At 67.4% G+C, this 13385-nt stretch carries 14 protein-coding genes and 1 tRNA gene; 8 read left to right on the top strand and 7 right to left on the bottom strand.

Annotated features, from left to right (window positions below; all coding sequences use genetic code 11):
* Positions 1 to 192: 192 nt before the first annotated feature.
* A tRNA-Ser gene (locus Q7J26_RS13165) sits at positions 193 to 282 on the bottom strand.
* Positions 283 to 422: 140 nt separating this feature from the next.
* On the opposite strand from Q7J26_RS13165, the gene msrA reads away from it, so the two are divergent.
* From msrA to Q7J26_RS13125, 8 genes are all read left to right on the top strand, one after another.
* The gene (msrA, locus tag Q7J26_RS13160) at positions 423 to 1073 is read left to right on the top strand and encodes a peptide-methionine (S)-S-oxide reductase MsrA (protein ID WP_304936861.1); all 651 of its coding nucleotides are present in this window, start codon (positions 423 to 425) and stop codon (positions 1071 to 1073) included.
* A gap of 94 nt (positions 1074 to 1167) precedes the next feature.
* Entirely contained in the window at positions 1168 to 2493 is a 1326-nt protein-coding gene (locus Q7J26_RS13155; RefSeq protein WP_304936860.1) for a VOC family protein, read from the top strand.
* Positions 2494 to 2516: 23 nt separating this feature from the next.
* Positions 2517 to 2840 (top strand): type II toxin-antitoxin system RelE/ParE family toxin, encoded by a 324-nt coding sequence (locus Q7J26_RS13150; RefSeq protein WP_304936859.1) that lies wholly within the window; start codon positions 2517 to 2519, stop codon positions 2838 to 2840.
* Positions 2840 to 3139, top strand: a complete 300-nt coding sequence (locus tag Q7J26_RS13145; protein ID WP_304936858.1) for a HigA family addiction module antitoxin — start codon at positions 2840 to 2842, stop codon at positions 3137 to 3139. The genes Q7J26_RS13150 and Q7J26_RS13145 overlap by 1 nt, the downstream gene beginning before the upstream one ends.
* A 65-nt stretch (positions 3140 to 3204) precedes the next feature.
* Positions 3205 to 5052, top strand: a complete 1848-nt coding sequence (locus tag Q7J26_RS13140; RefSeq protein WP_304936857.1) for an acyltransferase family protein — start codon at positions 3205 to 3207, stop codon at positions 5050 to 5052.
* Between the two features lie 151 nt (positions 5053 to 5203).
* A complete protein-coding gene (mdoH, locus tag Q7J26_RS13135) occupies positions 5204 to 7168 on the top strand; it encodes a glucans biosynthesis glucosyltransferase MdoH (protein WP_304936856.1) in 1965 nt (654 codons plus the stop codon).
* A gap of 144 nt (positions 7169 to 7312) precedes the next feature.
* Complete coding sequence (locus Q7J26_RS13130) at positions 7313 to 7630, top strand: hypothetical protein (protein WP_304936855.1); 318 nt, start codon at positions 7313 to 7315, stop codon at positions 7628 to 7630.
* A 67-nt stretch (positions 7631 to 7697) separates the two neighbouring features.
* Positions 7698 to 8684, top strand: a complete 987-nt coding sequence (locus Q7J26_RS13125; RefSeq protein WP_304936854.1) for an SDR family oxidoreductase — start codon at positions 7698 to 7700, stop codon at positions 8682 to 8684.
* Here Q7J26_RS13125 and Q7J26_RS13120 read toward each other — a convergent pair.
* The 6 genes from Q7J26_RS13120 to murD all read right to left on the bottom strand — a co-directional run bounded on the left by Q7J26_RS13120 (position 8669) and on the right by murD (position 13332).
* A complete protein-coding gene (locus Q7J26_RS13120) occupies positions 8669 to 9055 on the bottom strand; it encodes a hypothetical protein (protein WP_304936853.1) in 387 nt (128 codons plus the stop codon). The genes Q7J26_RS13125 and Q7J26_RS13120 overlap by 16 nt on opposite strands.
* 51 nt (positions 9056 to 9106) lie before the next feature.
* The gene (locus Q7J26_RS13115) at positions 9107 to 9391 is read right to left on the bottom strand and encodes a GNAT family N-acetyltransferase (RefSeq protein ID WP_008260942.1); all 285 of its coding nucleotides are present in this window, start codon (positions 9389 to 9391) and stop codon (positions 9107 to 9109) included.
* Positions 9392 to 9451: 60 nt separating this feature from the next.
* Positions 9452 to 9835, bottom strand: coding sequence for a hypothetical protein (locus tag Q7J26_RS13110; protein WP_304936852.1), 384 nt, complete (start codon positions 9833 to 9835; stop codon positions 9452 to 9454).
* A 10-nt stretch (positions 9836 to 9845) separates the two neighbouring features.
* Complete coding sequence (locus Q7J26_RS13105; RefSeq protein ID WP_304936851.1) at positions 9846 to 10544, bottom strand: hypothetical protein; 699 nt, start codon at positions 10542 to 10544, stop codon at positions 9846 to 9848.
* Positions 10545 to 10666: 122 nt separating this feature from the next.
* Positions 10667 to 11845, bottom strand: coding sequence for an FtsW/RodA/SpoVE family cell cycle protein (locus Q7J26_RS13100; protein WP_304936850.1), 1179 nt, complete (start codon positions 11843 to 11845; stop codon positions 10667 to 10669).
* Positions 11842 to 13332: a UDP-N-acetylmuramoyl-L-alanine--D-glutamate ligase gene (gene murD / locus Q7J26_RS13095; protein ID WP_304936849.1), complete on the bottom strand. Its 1491-nt coding sequence runs from the start codon at positions 13330 to 13332 to the stop codon at positions 11842 to 11844. Before murD ends, Q7J26_RS13100 begins: the two co-directional genes overlap by 4 nt.
* Between the last annotated feature and the right edge of the window lie 53 nt (positions 13333 to 13385).

The following is a 13385-nucleotide window of genomic DNA, read 5'->3' as shown; positions in this document are numbered from 1 at the left end:
TCAGGGACGGGCCCAGGCAGGCGAAAACGACCCGTCGCCGGGCGAACGGAGACTGAGGCGGCAAAAAGGGGGTGTTGCAGGCAAGATCCCGCGATCAGAGACGGGCTGTTCGTCTCCGGGTTCGGCGAAGTCGCGGTAATGTCGGGGGTATTTCCCGGGTTACAGGGACCCGGCGGTTATCCAGGAAGTGCGTGGCGGACAGAGAGGGATTCGAACCCTCGGTAGGCTTTCACCTACACACGCTTTCCAAGCGTGCGCGATCGACCACTCCGCCACCTGTCCGTTTCACGCCAGCTCGTGCGCGCCGCCGGAGGTCGATCCGGCGGGAGGCGGGCCTGATAGAACACCACGGCCCCCTCGGCAAGCGCCTCTGACATCCCCATATAGGGGCAGAAGTCATTTTCCTTACGAAGGCCCCTCAGATGCTGTTCAAGAAAAGCGCCGAACTGCCCACCGCCGAGACCGCCCTGCCCGGCCGCGCCGAGCCCCTGGCGACCGACGAAAACCATTTTGTCAGCGGCCATCCGCTGAAGGGGCCCTATCCCGAGGGCTTCCAGACGGCCGTCTTCGGCATGGGCTGTTTCTGGGGCGTCGAGCGGATCTTCTGGTCGTTGCCGGGCGTCTGGGTCACCTCGGCGGGCTATTCCGGCGGGATCACGCCCAATCCGACCTATGAAGAGACCTGCACCGGCCGCACCGGCCATACCGAGGTGGTCAAGGTGGTGTTCGATCCCAAGGTCGTCACCTACGCCGAACTGCTGAAGGCCTTCTGGGAGAACCACGACCCGACCCAGGGTATGCGCCAGGGCAATGACGTGGGCACCACCTACCGCTCGGCCATCTACACTCTGAACGCCGATCAGCAGGCCGAAGCCGAGGCGTCGCGCGACGCCTATCAGGCGGCCCTGACGGCGGCGGGACGCGGGACGATCACCACCGAGATCGAACCGGCAGGCGAGTATTTCTACGCCGAGGCCTACCACCAGGGCTATCTGGCCAAGAACCCGGCCGGCTACTGCGGCATCGGCGGCACCGGCGTGGTCTGCCCCATCGGGGTCGGCGTCGAGGCCTGATCACCCCGTATCAGGCGAAATGTCCTGCGGCCGCCGACTAGGCGTCGGCTGCCGACAGGCGTAGGGAACGGCGAAAAGATCCAGGGAGCCGCTCATGTCCGCCTTCGTCCACCCCGATGAGATCCGCAGCCGTTTCTCGGCCGCCCTGTCCGCCATGTACCGGGCCGAGGTGCCGCAGTACGGCGAGCTTCTGACCCTGGTGGCCGAGGTCAACGCCCAGGCGCTGAAGGCCGATCCAGCCGGAGCGGAGCGTCTTGCCGCGGCGGGCGAACTGGCGCGCCTGTCGGAAGAACGTCACGGCGCCATTCGCGTCGGCACGGCGGACGAACTGGCCACCATCGCCCGCGCCTTTGCGGTCATGGGCATGGCGCCCGTCAGCTATTACAATCTGGCCCCGGCGGGGGTGCCGGTCCATTCGACCGCCTTCCGCCCGGTCGATCCCGCGGCCCTGGCGCGCAATCCCTTCCGGGTTTTCTGCTCCCTGCTGCGGCTGGAGCTGATCGAGGACAACGCCCTGCGTCAGGAGGCGGCCGCCGCCCTGGCCCGGCGCGACATCTTTACGCCCGGCGCACGGGCTCTGATCGAAACGGCCGAGACCGCCGGCGGCCTGGACGAGGATCAGGCCGACCGTTTTGTGGCCGAACTGCTGGAGACCTTCCGCTGGCACGCCGAGGCGACGGTCAGCGCCGCCACCTATGAACGCCTGGTCGCCGCCCACCGGCTGATTGCGGACGTGGTCAGCTTCAAGGGTCCGCATATCAACCATCTGACGCCCCGCACCCTGGACATTGACGCGGCCCAGGCCGCCATGCCCGAACGGGGCATTACGCCCAAGGAGACGATCGAGGGGCCGCCTGCCCGCGCCTGCCCCATCCTGCTGCGCCAGACCAGTTTCAAGGCCCTGCAGGAGGCCATCGCCTTCCCCGGCGCGGACGGCGCTGTTCAGGGGGTCCACACCGCCCGGTTCGGCGAGATCGAGCAGCGGGGCTGCGCCCTGACCCCCGCCGGTCGCGCCCTGTATGACGCGGCCCTGGCGAGCAAGGATTTCGCGGCCCTCCCCGACGACTGGACCGCCCTGCGCCGGACCGGTCTGGCCTGGTTCCGCTATCGCGCCACGCCGCAGGGCCTGGCCGCCCGCGCCGAGACCGCCGATCTGGAAGCCCTGATCACCCTGGGCCATGTGGTCGCCGAACCCATCACCTATGAGGATTTCCTGCCCGTCAGCGCGGCGGGCATCTTCCAGTCCAACCTGGGCGCCGAGGCGCGCGGGACCGCCTATGCCGTGGACCCGGCCAAGGCCGATTTCGAACAGGCCCTGGGCCGGTCGGTGCTGGACGAAATGACGCTTTACCAGGCCGAGCAGGACGCCTCGGTCGCCGCAACGCTTAAGGCGCTGGGGTTGAATACGGCAACGGCCTAAGCTTCGCTTTCGTCAACCGTAACTTGACACTAGACAAAACCGGCGCGACATTCATCGGTGTGGAGATCGAGAGCATCCGACACAAGGCATTGCGGCAGTTCGCGGAGACGGGAAAAGCCAAAGGCCTGCCTGCCGCGCTGGTGGGTCGGATCACCAATATCTTGGCCTATATCGATGCGATCACGGCGGAGGATGAGTTGCTGGCGCCGCCGAACTTTGGCGCACATAGATTGACGGGGGATCGCGCGGGAACCTGGTCCCTGACCCTCAGCAAAAACTGGCGCCTCACCTTTCGCATCAACGAAGCCCTCGCGATCGAGGACATGGACTTGGAGGATTATCACTGATGGCCATCCAACTTCATCGCGCATTCGCCGTTCACCCTGGCGCATGGCTTCGGGACGAGCTTGTGACGCCCCGGAATCTGAGCGTCACGGCCTTGGCCGACGCGCTCGGCGTAACGCGCCAGGCCGCCAGCAATCTGCTGAACGGCCGGTCGGGCGTATCAGCCGAAATGGCCATCCGCTTTGAAAAGCTCTTCGGCATAAGCGCCGACACCTTGGTTCGCATGCAGGCCAAGCATGACCTCGCCAAGGCCCGCGCCCACGAGCAAGACATCCGAGTGCGGCCGCTGGCCGCAGCCTGACGAACCGCCCCCCGAGACGATCAGCCATATTGCCTGAGCGCCTCGGTCGGATCATAGACGCGGCCGTGACCCCTTCCGCCCCCTCGTCCGCGCGCAGATATGATCTGGACTGGATCCGGGTCGGGGCGTTCGGCCTGCTGATCCTGTATCATGTCGGCCTGGTTTACGGGGTCTATGACTGGCACGTGCACAGCGTCCACACCTTCGCGTGGATGCGCGAAGCCATATTGATCACCAATCCCTGGCGGCTGACCCTGCTGTTCCTGGTGTCCGGGGCGGCGCTTCGGTTCATGACCTTCCGGCGTAGTCCGCGCGAGGTGGCTCGCGCCCGATTCGAACGACTGGTCCCGCCCCTGCTGTTCGGCGCGGTGATCCTGGTGCCGATCCAGTCGTGGATCGAGGCGATGGACAAGGCCGGCTGGCCGGGCGGCCTGGCCGGTTTCGCCGCCTGGATGGTGCATGAGTTCAGCTTCAGCGGTTTGGCCAACGGCGTGCCGGTCAATCACCTTTGGTTCATCGTCTATATCGCCGCCTACAGCGTCGTCACCGTGCTGCTGTGGCGTGTGCCGGGGCTGATCGACCGGATCGGCGCGACCCTGGAAAAGGCCTTGGCGGGGCCGCGCGTGCTGATCCTGCCGATCCTCTATCTGATCGCCATCCGCATCCTGCTGTTTCCCTGGTTCGGGGTGACGAACATCCTGCACTGGGACTGGTACAATCACGCCCTGTCGCTGGGGGCCTTCGTGTTCGGCTTCAGCATCGTTGGCCGCGAGACGATCTGGCGCGATATGGAGCGGTATCGTTGGGTCGCCCTGGGCCTGGCCGCCGTCGCTCTGCCGATCATGATGGCCCAGGTCTGGCATCCGGGCGGGCGGGCCTTCTGGGGCGTGCCCAAGGCCATGGTCTATGGCCTGGACCAGTGGGCGGTGATCGTCGCCATCCTGGGCTTCGGCAGCCGGCATCTGCGGTCGCGCGGCGGGCCGGTGCTGACCTATCTGACCGAGGCCACCTTCCCCCTCTATCTGGCGCACCAGACGATCCTGGTCGCCGCGGTCTGGATCATTCGTCCCGCGCGACTGCCGGTGGGGCTGGAGGCTCTGTCCCTGCTGCTGATCACCTTCCTGGGCAGTTTCGCCGTCTATGAGGTCGTCAAACGCATTCCCGCCATCCGACCCCTTTGGGGATTGAAACCGCTGGACGGCCGACCCTGGCCCCTGGACCTGGAGGCCCTGCGGCGCCCGACCGCGCGCTATCACCGGCGACGCCGCCTGCTGGCCGTCGGCGTGGCCGCACCATTGCTGGCCCTGACGGTGGTGGCCGCCGCCATCGCCGCCTATCCCGGCTTCGACAACGCGACCCAGTATCTGAGCGAACTGGGTGGGGCGACGGCCCAGGCGCCGATCATCTTCAACGGCGGCGTCTTCGTCGCCGGGGTGATGGCGGCCCTGGCGGGGATCGGCTTCGGCCTGGCTGTTTACGCCCTGACGGAGAAGCGGGTCGCCGGGGCCGTGATCGCCGTGGTCTTCGTCCTGGCCGGCGCCGGCATGTCGGCCTCGACCCTCTATCCCTGGCCCGATCCACGCCACATGATCATCAACCTGGCCCTGGGCATCCAGCTGGCGCCGGTTCTGCTGCTGTGGGGACTGGCGTCGCGACGGGATCTGCCTCGGCTGAAGCTCTTCCTCGCAGTGACGTTCGTCATCATGGCGATCCTGACCATTGTAACAAAACACCTGGTCTTCCCCGGCACGGTCAATGACGCCAATGTCGGCTGGTGGGAGCGCGCCTACGCCATTGTGCTGGTCTGCTGGGTGGGGATTGCGGCCTGGGTTCTGGACCGTAAACTGTTGCAGGACGCGGCGGAATCGCCGTCCTCGGCCCTCGCGGCCGGCCCTGCGACGACGTCAGGGTAAAGATCCCCGATATTTTTTGCCCATATCAACATTGCGTGATTGAAAATCGCGTGAATGTGATCGACTATAGGGATCGTGCTGCAATGCAGCGCGCCGCCCTCTTCCTGCCTTCGGAAGCGCGGTCGGTCAACACGGGGGCGTCCAGAGCGGCATGAACAAGCTGGCGATCCGGCCTGTCGAACAGGCTGAATTCGAGACGATGAACCCGGCTCCGCAAGGGCCGGCCTGGTCCTGGCTGCCCGACGAGGCGCCGCTGGCCATGCCGGTTCAGTCGCTGGCTGCGCCAGACGCTGTCGCCGAGGCGATCCCGGCCACCTCCCCGCACACGGTCGCCCTGCGCCGCCTGATGCTGCTGGCCGGCACCGTGGCCCTGACCGGCCTGTCCGCCATCACCCCCTTCTACCTCTATGCCCGCAAGGGCTGGGACGGGACCGAGATCCTGGCCTTCGGCATCTTCATGCTGCTGATCACCGCCATCTCCTGCTGGTTCGTCAGCGGCCTGATGGGTCTGTTCGTCATGCTGCGCGGCAAGGATCAGGCCGACCTGGCCTTCGCCCCCCACCCGGCCCTGCCGCGCACCCGCACCGCCCTGCTGATGCCGCTGTACAACGAGGACGCCCGCGCCTCCTTCGCCCGTCTGGCGATGATCGACGCCTCGCTGACCCGTTTGGGCGCCGCCTCGGCCTTCGACATCTTCGTGCTGAGCGACTCGACCAAGGAAGAGGCCGCCGCCTCCGAGCGTTCGGTCTTCCAGGCCTTCCGCCTGACCGCCGGCTGCAAGACCTTCTACCGCCGCCGCACGGACAATGCCGAGCGCAAGGCCGGCAATCTGGCCGAATGGGTCCGTCGTTTCGGCGGCGCCTATGAGACCATGATCGTCCTGGACGCCGACAGCACCATGGCCGGCGAGACCCTGCTGCGCATGGTCGACGCCATGGAGCGCAATCCCGGCATCGGTATGCTCCAGACCGCCCCGGTCATCATCAAGGCGCGCACCATCTTCGCCCGCGTGTCCCAGTATTCGGTGCGCCTGTACGGCCGCGTCGCCGCTGCGGGCCTGGCCTACTGGACCGGCTCGGAGTCGAGCTACTGGGGGCACAACGCCATCATCCGCACGCGCGCCTTCGCCGCCTGCTGTGGCCTGCCCCACCTGCCGGGCAAGAAGCCGTTCGGCGGCCACATCATGAGCCACGACGTAGTCGAGGCCGCCCTGATGCGCCGCGCCGGCTGGGCCGTTCACGTCACCGCCGCCCTGGACGGATCGTGGGAAGAGACCCCGCCGTCGATCACCGACTTCATCCGTCGCGACCACCGCTGGTTCCAGGGCAATCTGCAGCACCTGGGCCTGATCGGCGCCAAGGGCCTGTCGCCGATGAGCCGCCTGCAGCTGGCCATGGGCTGCATGGCCTATCTGTCCTCGCCCCTGTGGCTGGCGTCACTGATGGTCGGCCTGTTCATCCAGATGTTCTATCCGGTCGACTGGACCAGCTTCTTCTACATCCTGAACCCCCAGTTCACCCCCTTCATGCTGGCCTCCTTCCTGTCGGGCGTGCTGCTGATCGGGCCCAAATTCATGGGCGCCGCGCTGGTGCTCAGCCGCCCCGCCGAGCTGCGCGCCTTCGGCGGGCGTCGCGCCATCGCCAAGGGCATGGCCGCCGAGATCGCCCTGTCGGCCATCCTGGCCCCCATCCTGATGGTCGCCAACACAAAGGCCTTCATCCAGATCCTGTCCGGCCACGACACCGGCTGGTCGACCCAGCAGCGCGAGGCCGACGGCCTGGCCTGGTCCGACGCCTTCCGCGCCATGCGCTGGCAGATGGTCGCCGGCGTCGGCTTCCTGATCCCGCTGTGCGTCCGCCCCGACCTGGCCACCTGGTTCGCCCCGATCGTCCTGCCCCTGCTGCTGGCCGCGCCGATCACCGTCTGGACCTCGCGCGTCCGCTCTGGCGACAAGCTGGCCGCTAAGGGTTTCCTGGTCACCCCGGCCCAGGACGGCGTCAGCGTCAATCCGGCCGTCCTGCACACGCCCCGCTCGCCGCTGCGTGCGGTCGCCGGCGGCGTCCTGGCCCCGGTCGCAGCCCCGGCCATGGTCCCGGCTCGCGCCCCCGAAATGTAGGGCCCGATCTGTACGGCTTGGGCTTTCGGCCATTGAAAACCGATGCATGGCGGCCACAGCGTCGCCATAACCGCTACAGTCAAGCTCGACGCAACCCGACATAGCCTCCATTTTCGATCCTCAGCTCTGCTGGGGAACGATTCCATGACCAAGAAGACCGGCGCCGATTCCAAACCCGACCTGCGGCTCGTCGGCGCCGAGGCCGCCGTCTATGACCTGATGCGCGCGCCCGAGACCACGGGCGAACGGGTCAAACGCCTCCAGCTCGAAGCCCACGCCCTGGCGCTGGAAGAGGTCGAGCAGTTCGAGAAACTCCTGACCCAGGCTGCAGAAAAGGCCAAGGACATAGCCTCGGGCGGCGACGCCTATCCCGTGGGCGTTCGCGAGATCGCCGCTCGCCTCGCCGCCGATCTGCCGACTCGAGCCGAGACCATCCGCACCATCGTCGGCCGGGTCGGCTAAAAACGGGGAACGGCTCGCCGCCTGGATCGCTCTTCTGAAGACCCCCACAGTCTTCAGGAGACCCGTCATGGACGACCGCTTCGACGCCCGCGCCAACGATACCGCCGACCAGGAACGCGCCATCCAGCGCGACATTGACGCCAAGGACCAGCAGTCCGGCGACGACAAGTCTTCCGGCGCAGTCCAGGCCGGCGCCCGCCCCTATCCCGCGCCGCCCTTCCCCAAACAGCACCAGACCAAGCCCGGCGACGAGGCCGCCCTCGACCCCGCCCCGATGTACGACGCCCCCTTCTGGAAGGGCTCGGGCAAGCTTGAAGGCTTCGCCGCCCTGATCACCGGCGCCGATTCCGGCATCGGCCGTTCGGTGGCCGTCCTGTTCGCTCGCGAGGGCTGCGACGTCGTCATCTGCCATCTGGACGAGGACAACGACGCCGAAACGACCAAGGCCGCCGTCGAGGCCGAGGGCCGTCGCGCCGTGGTGCTGAAGGGCGACGTCGCCGATCCCGCCTTCGCCGAGGCGGCGGTCAAGGCCACGCTGGACGCCTTCGGTCGTCTGGACGTCCTGGTGCCCAACGCCGCCTTCCAGGAGCATGTCGGCGCCTTCGAGGACCTGACCTACGAGCATTTCGACCGGACGCTGAAGACCAATCTCTACGGCTATTTCAACATGACCAAGGCGGCCGTGCCGCATATGAAATCCGGCGGCGCCATCGTCATGACCGGCTCGGTCACGGGCCTGATGGGCAGCAAGGCCCTGCTGGACTACTCCATGACCAAGGGCGGCATTCACGCCTACGCCCGGTCTCTGGGCACGCATCTGGCGCCGCGCGGCATCCGCGTGAACGTGGTCGCCCCAGGCCCGGTCTGGACCCCGCTGAACCCGGCCGACAAGGACGCCGAGGACACGGCCCAGTTCGGCGCCGAGACGGTGATGAAACGCCCGGCCCAGCCCGAGGAAATCGCCCCCGCCTACGTCTTCCTGGCCTCGCCCCAGATGTCGAGCTTCATCACCGGCGAGATCCTGCCCATCATCGGCGGCTATTCGGGGGGGTGAGGCGCATCGGCTATCCATGAGTTTTTTCCGGCGGGGGACCACGCCTCCGCCGGCGCCCAGCTGTTACGCGAGCCACGCCACCGAGCCGCCAGGAAGGCTTCCGCAGTAAGCAAGACGCCGTTCAGCCGCGCTTCGCAGCCGATTCCATTCACGCGGGAACGCAGGCGGACAGACAGTTCGCCTTCGCCTGTGGGCGTCAGCCAATCCTCTTTGAAATCTCGCGAAAGACCGTACCAAGCACCTGCGGTGCGTGTCGCGTCGTCGTTGACCAGCAAGCGCTCCTGCGCCCAGCCGATCCAAGCAAAGGCGTTCTCCACCCGCACGAGAGCGTTGCCGACGCGATAGACCCAAGCCTGTCCTATCAGAAGCATGGGTTCGTTCTAATACGGACGCCGCGCGACGTCGCCATATCGCAGCGTAATCTAAGCCAGCACGTCGTCGTAGTCGGGGTGCCGCTTGTGCCAGGCCACGGCGTAGCTGCAGCGCGGGAACAGTTTCAGCCCCTTCTCCCGCGCATATTCCGCCATCGACTGCATGAAACGGCCGGCCGCGCCCGTGCCGCGCAGCCCCTGCTCGGCCTCGACATGAAGGATCATCCGCGCCCCGCCGCGCACGGCGTAGTCGGCCCAGACCCGGCCATGTCCGTTTTCGCTGTCGAACTCCTGCTCGAAGCGGTTTTCCAGCGTCGCGTCCTTGAACGGTCCCATGTGCAACTCCCTTTCGGCTTCAACAGCTTGAGGGGCGGGACGTTCCATCGGCGGGCTGCGTCAGATCGGCTTGTCTTGCAGCAGATTGATCAGACCCAGCACGCTCTTCACCGTGAACCAGACGCTGAGCAGGAACCAGATCAGGGCGAACAGCAGCAGGAAGGGAATCCCGATCAGGATGATCGAGGCCAAGGCGCTGACGGCGATGCCGACCCAGGCGGCGATGGTCCACCAGAAGACCGACCAGAACAGGGCGATCTGGGCCTCGATATGCTGGCGCGCCACGCCCACGGCCGTGCCGCGCGCCACATAGGAGACGACCAGCCCCACAAGCACCAGCACATTGGCGCTGGGGATCGACAGGATGAACAGGGCCCAGGCGATCAGGGCGGCGACCTTGCCTTCCGGCTCCTGGCCGGCGGTGAAATTGGGTTCGGTCGTCATGGTCGTCCTTTCAGAACAGCCAGGTGCGGGGATTGTCGATCGGTCGCCCGGCCTTCAGTCGCATGACGCCGAAGACGCCGCGCGCCAGCACCCACAGGGCCAGCAGGAACAGGACGAAGACGCCGATATTGACGATGACCAGCAGGGCGCCCAGAACCACGGCCACGGCCGCGCTCCACAGGGTGCGTTGCTGATAGACGAAGTGGCTGGCGGCCATAGGCTCCTGCGGCCCGTCGCGGCCTGTCACCGCCAGCAGGGCCAGAACGGCCGCCACGCCCAGCGTCGGCACCGCCAGCAGGATCAGCACATAGACGGCGTACAGGCTCATCGGGGCGGTCGGCGGGGCGACGCCGCCCAGGGGTTCGCGTTGGATGGCGGCTTGCGCGTCCTTGGCCGCTCGCTCGCGCTCGGCCGAAAACCGCGTTTCCAGCGGCGCGGCGAAGGGCTCGGTGCGGTCGAAGGGGCCCGGTTCAGGCCTTGGCGCCGGGCGCGCTTCCGCCGCGAACACCGGCGGCGCCGGCGCAGGCTCCGGCGGGTCGAACAGGTCCGGCTCACGCTCCAGCGGCTTTGACACGACAGGCGGAGCCGCCGGTTCGGGCGATCGGGGACGACCCGCCAGCGACGCGGGCGAGACGAAGCCGACATGGGCGTCGTGATCGTGGTCGTCGTGCGCGGCCTTTGGGCCTGTCGGATCGCCGGGTTCGGCCATGACTCTCGAACGCTTCTCTCACGCCGCATCAGCGACAGGATTCGCGACCGACAATGGCCGTGCGCGGGCATGGACGCAACCTGGCCCTCGCCCTTTCGTCAATCCGGATACGGCGACCGGGTCTAAAGCAGCCGCCGCCCCGGCCGCGCCAGGCTGGCCCCCGGTTCATAGGCGCCCGGTCGACGACGGGTCAGGGCCAGGGCGAAGCCCATGGTCAGCCCCATGGCCAGCATGGACGAGCCGCCATAGCTGATGAAGGGCAGGGTCATGCCCTTGGTCGGGATCAGGTTCAGGTTCACCGCCACATTGATACAGGCCTGGAGCCCGATCAGCATGAACAGGCCCGCCGCCGCCGTCTGTTCGAACGGGTCGGTCAGTTTCATCGCCCGACGCATGCCGCGCACCACGATGAAGGCGTACAAGCCGATCATGGTCAGGCTGAGGACCAGACCGAACTCCTCGGCGCCGACGGAATAGATGAAGTCGGTGTGCAGGTCGGGCACATGGCGTTTCATCACCCCTTCGCCAATGCCGCGTCCAACCAGGCCGCCGGCGCGAATGGCTTCCGAGGCCGCGTCGATCTGATGGGTGTCGGTCGTCTCGGGCGAGAAGAAGCGGCTCAGGCGGTCGCGCATGTGGCCGAACACGAAATACAGCGACACCAGCCCCGCCATCCCCGCGCTGGCCAGGACCGCCATCCATTTGAACGGCACCCCGGCCATGAAGAAGACGGCCATGAAGGTGGTGGTGATCAGCAGGGTCTGGCCGATGTCCGGCTGGATCAGCAGCAGGCAGACGGTCAGGGCGTAGAAGCCGAAGGCGATGGTGACGCCGGGCACCCCCTGCCCCTTCTGCGCCTCGGCGAACATCCAGGCGGCGAAGACGATCAGGCCGGGCTTGGCGAACTCGGACGGCTGCAGGCTGAAGGGGCCGAAATTCACCCACCGGGCGGCGCCCTTCACCGTATCGCCGATGAACGGCAGGGCCATCATGACCACAATGGCGCCGAACAGGGCCAGGGCGGCGATCCGCCGCACCCCGCGCGGCGACAGCAGCGAACTGGTCAGCATCAGGCCCAGGCCTGCGCCCGAGAAGACCATCATCCGCCAGGAATAGTGGAAGGGATCGGTGATCGATTCATCGGCCAGGATGGCGGCGGGGCTGGAGGCGAAACTCAGCGCCACCCCCAGGCCCATCAGCGCCAGGGCCGCGCCCAGCAGGCCGCGATCCACGGTCCAGAACCACTGTGCCACATGGCTCTGGTCGTTGCGTGAGAAGGGGGGCGTGTAGGAGGCGCTCATCGGGCTGTCTCCGGACTGGCCCCGAGGTTCAGCACGGCGGCGCGGAACGCCTCGCCGCGCACCTCGAAATCGGGATACTGGTCGAAACTGGCGCAAGCGGGCGACAGCAGCACGATCTGGTCGCCGCCCGCGGATGCGGCGTCGGCAGCGGCGGCGGCGACGGCGGCGTCCATGGTCTTTGAGATGACGTGGGGCGTATCGCCCAAGGTCGTAGCGAAGGCCTCGGCGGCCTCGCCGATCAGATAGGCCTTGGTCACGCGCGGGAACAGGTCGGCCAGATCGTCGATCCCCCCGTCCTTGGGCTTGCCGCCCGCGATCCAGAAGACGGCCGGATAGCTGGATAGGGCCTGACGCGCGGCGTCGGCGTTGGTGGCCTTGGAGTCGTTGATGAAGCGCACCGGCCCGATATGGCCGACGGCCTCCATCCGGTGCGCCAGGCCGGGGAAGGTCAGCAGGCCTTTGACGGCGGCGTCATGCGACACGCCCAGCGCCCGCGCGGCGGCATAGGCGAAGGCGGCGTTCTGGGCGTTGTGGCGACCGGGGAGCGAGCGGGCGGCGGAGAGGTCGGCCAGGATCACGCCTTCCGACTCTATCGACGTTGATCGCACCTCTATTCCGCTCATCCCGGCGAAAGCCGGGATCCAGTCCTTTGGGCGCTCCAAAGGTCGAGATGCCGCAGACCGCTGATCCCCCGCATCGTGTCCTGACGAAAGCACTGGGTCCCGGCTTTCGCCGGGATGAGCGGAAGAAATGGTCAGGACACGCGAGGCCAAGTCGGGAACAATCCCCTGCCCCCAGCCTTCGTCCACCCCGACCAGGGCCACATCATCCGGTCCCTGGGCCTGGAAGATCCGCCGCTTGGCGGCGACATACCCCTCCATCCCGCCATGCCGGTCCAGATGGTCGGGCGAGATATTGGTCAGGATCGCCACGTCCGGCGCGAAGCTCGTGGTCAGGTCCAGCTGGTAGCTGGAGACCTCGATCACATAGACGGCGTCCGGCGTCGGTTCCGGCAGGGCCAGCACCCCGATGCCGATATTGCCGCCGACATGGACGGTCAGACCCGCCTGTTGCAGCACCCAGCCGATCAGGGCGGTCGTCGTGGACTTGCCGTTGGTGCCGGTGATCGCCACCACCTTCGGGCGCCGGCCCTGCGGCAGGGCGGCGAGGGCGCGGGCGAACAGTTCGACGTCGCCGATCACGGGCACGCCGGCCTCGCCGGCCTTGTCCACGGTCCAGTGCGGTTTCGGATGGGTCAGGGGGGCGCCGGGCGACAGGACCAGGGCGGCGAAGCCGGACCAGTCGGCGGTCGTCAGATCCTCGACCACGAATCCCTCGGCCTGGGCCTGAAGCCGACCCGAGACCCCGTCGTCCCACAGGATGGGCGTCGCACCCCCGGCCTTCAGCGCGCGCGCGGCCGTGATCCCCGACCGTCCCAGGCCGAAGACCGCGACCCGTTTGCCCTCGAAACCGGGAACGGGAATCATCTCTGACCCCCGTCATCCTCGGGCTTGACCCGAGGATCGGAGGATCCGCCGCC

It is taken from the genome of Brevundimonas sp. (assembly GCF_030656255.1).
GTDB lineage: Bacteria > Pseudomonadota > Alphaproteobacteria > Caulobacterales > Caulobacteraceae > Brevundimonas.
The sequence above is the reverse complement of the archived record's forward strand: the minus strand, read 5'-3'. Positions and strand labels throughout refer to the sequence as shown.

Excerpts from the sequence above, each read along its gene's own strand:
- Q7J26_RS13110 (WP_304936852.1), bottom strand. The coding sequence starts at position 9,835 with ATGACGACCGAACCCAATTTCACCGCCGGCCAGGAGCCGGAAGGCAAG.
- Q7J26_RS13100 (WP_304936850.1), bottom strand. The coding sequence starts at position 11,845 with ATGAGCGCCTCCTACACGCCCCCCTTCTCACGCAACGACCAGAGCCAT.
- Q7J26_RS13125 (WP_304936854.1), top strand. The coding sequence starts at position 7,698 with ATGGACGACCGCTTCGACGCCCGCGCCAACGATACCGCCGACCAGGAA.
- Q7J26_RS13130 (WP_304936855.1), top strand. The coding sequence starts at position 7,313 with ATGACCAAGAAGACCGGCGCCGATTCCAAACCCGACCTGCGGCTCGTC.
- Q7J26_RS13120 (WP_304936853.1), bottom strand. The coding sequence starts at position 9,055 with ATGCTTCTGATAGGACAGGCTTGGGTCTATCGCGTCGGCAACGCTCTC.
- Q7J26_RS13115 (WP_008260942.1), bottom strand. The coding sequence starts at position 9,391 with ATGGGACCGTTCAAGGACGCGACGCTGGAAAACCGCTTCGAGCAGGAG.
- Q7J26_RS13105 (WP_304936851.1), bottom strand. The coding sequence starts at position 10,544 with ATGGCCGAACCCGGCGATCCGACAGGCCCAAAGGCCGCGCACGACGAC.
- Q7J26_RS13155 (WP_304936860.1), top strand. The coding sequence starts at position 1,168 with ATGTCCGCCTTCGTCCACCCCGATGAGATCCGCAGCCGTTTCTCGGCC.
- msrA (WP_304936861.1), top strand. The coding sequence starts at position 423 with ATGCTGTTCAAGAAAAGCGCCGAACTGCCCACCGCCGAGACCGCCCTG.
- murD (WP_304936849.1), bottom strand. The coding sequence starts at position 13,332 with ATGATTCCCGTTCCCGGTTTCGAGGGCAAACGGGTCGCGGTCTTCGGC.
- Q7J26_RS13145 (WP_304936858.1), top strand. The coding sequence starts at position 2,840 with ATGGCCATCCAACTTCATCGCGCATTCGCCGTTCACCCTGGCGCATGG.
- mdoH (WP_304936856.1), top strand. The coding sequence starts at position 5,204 with ATGAACAAGCTGGCGATCCGGCCTGTCGAACAGGCTGAATTCGAGACG.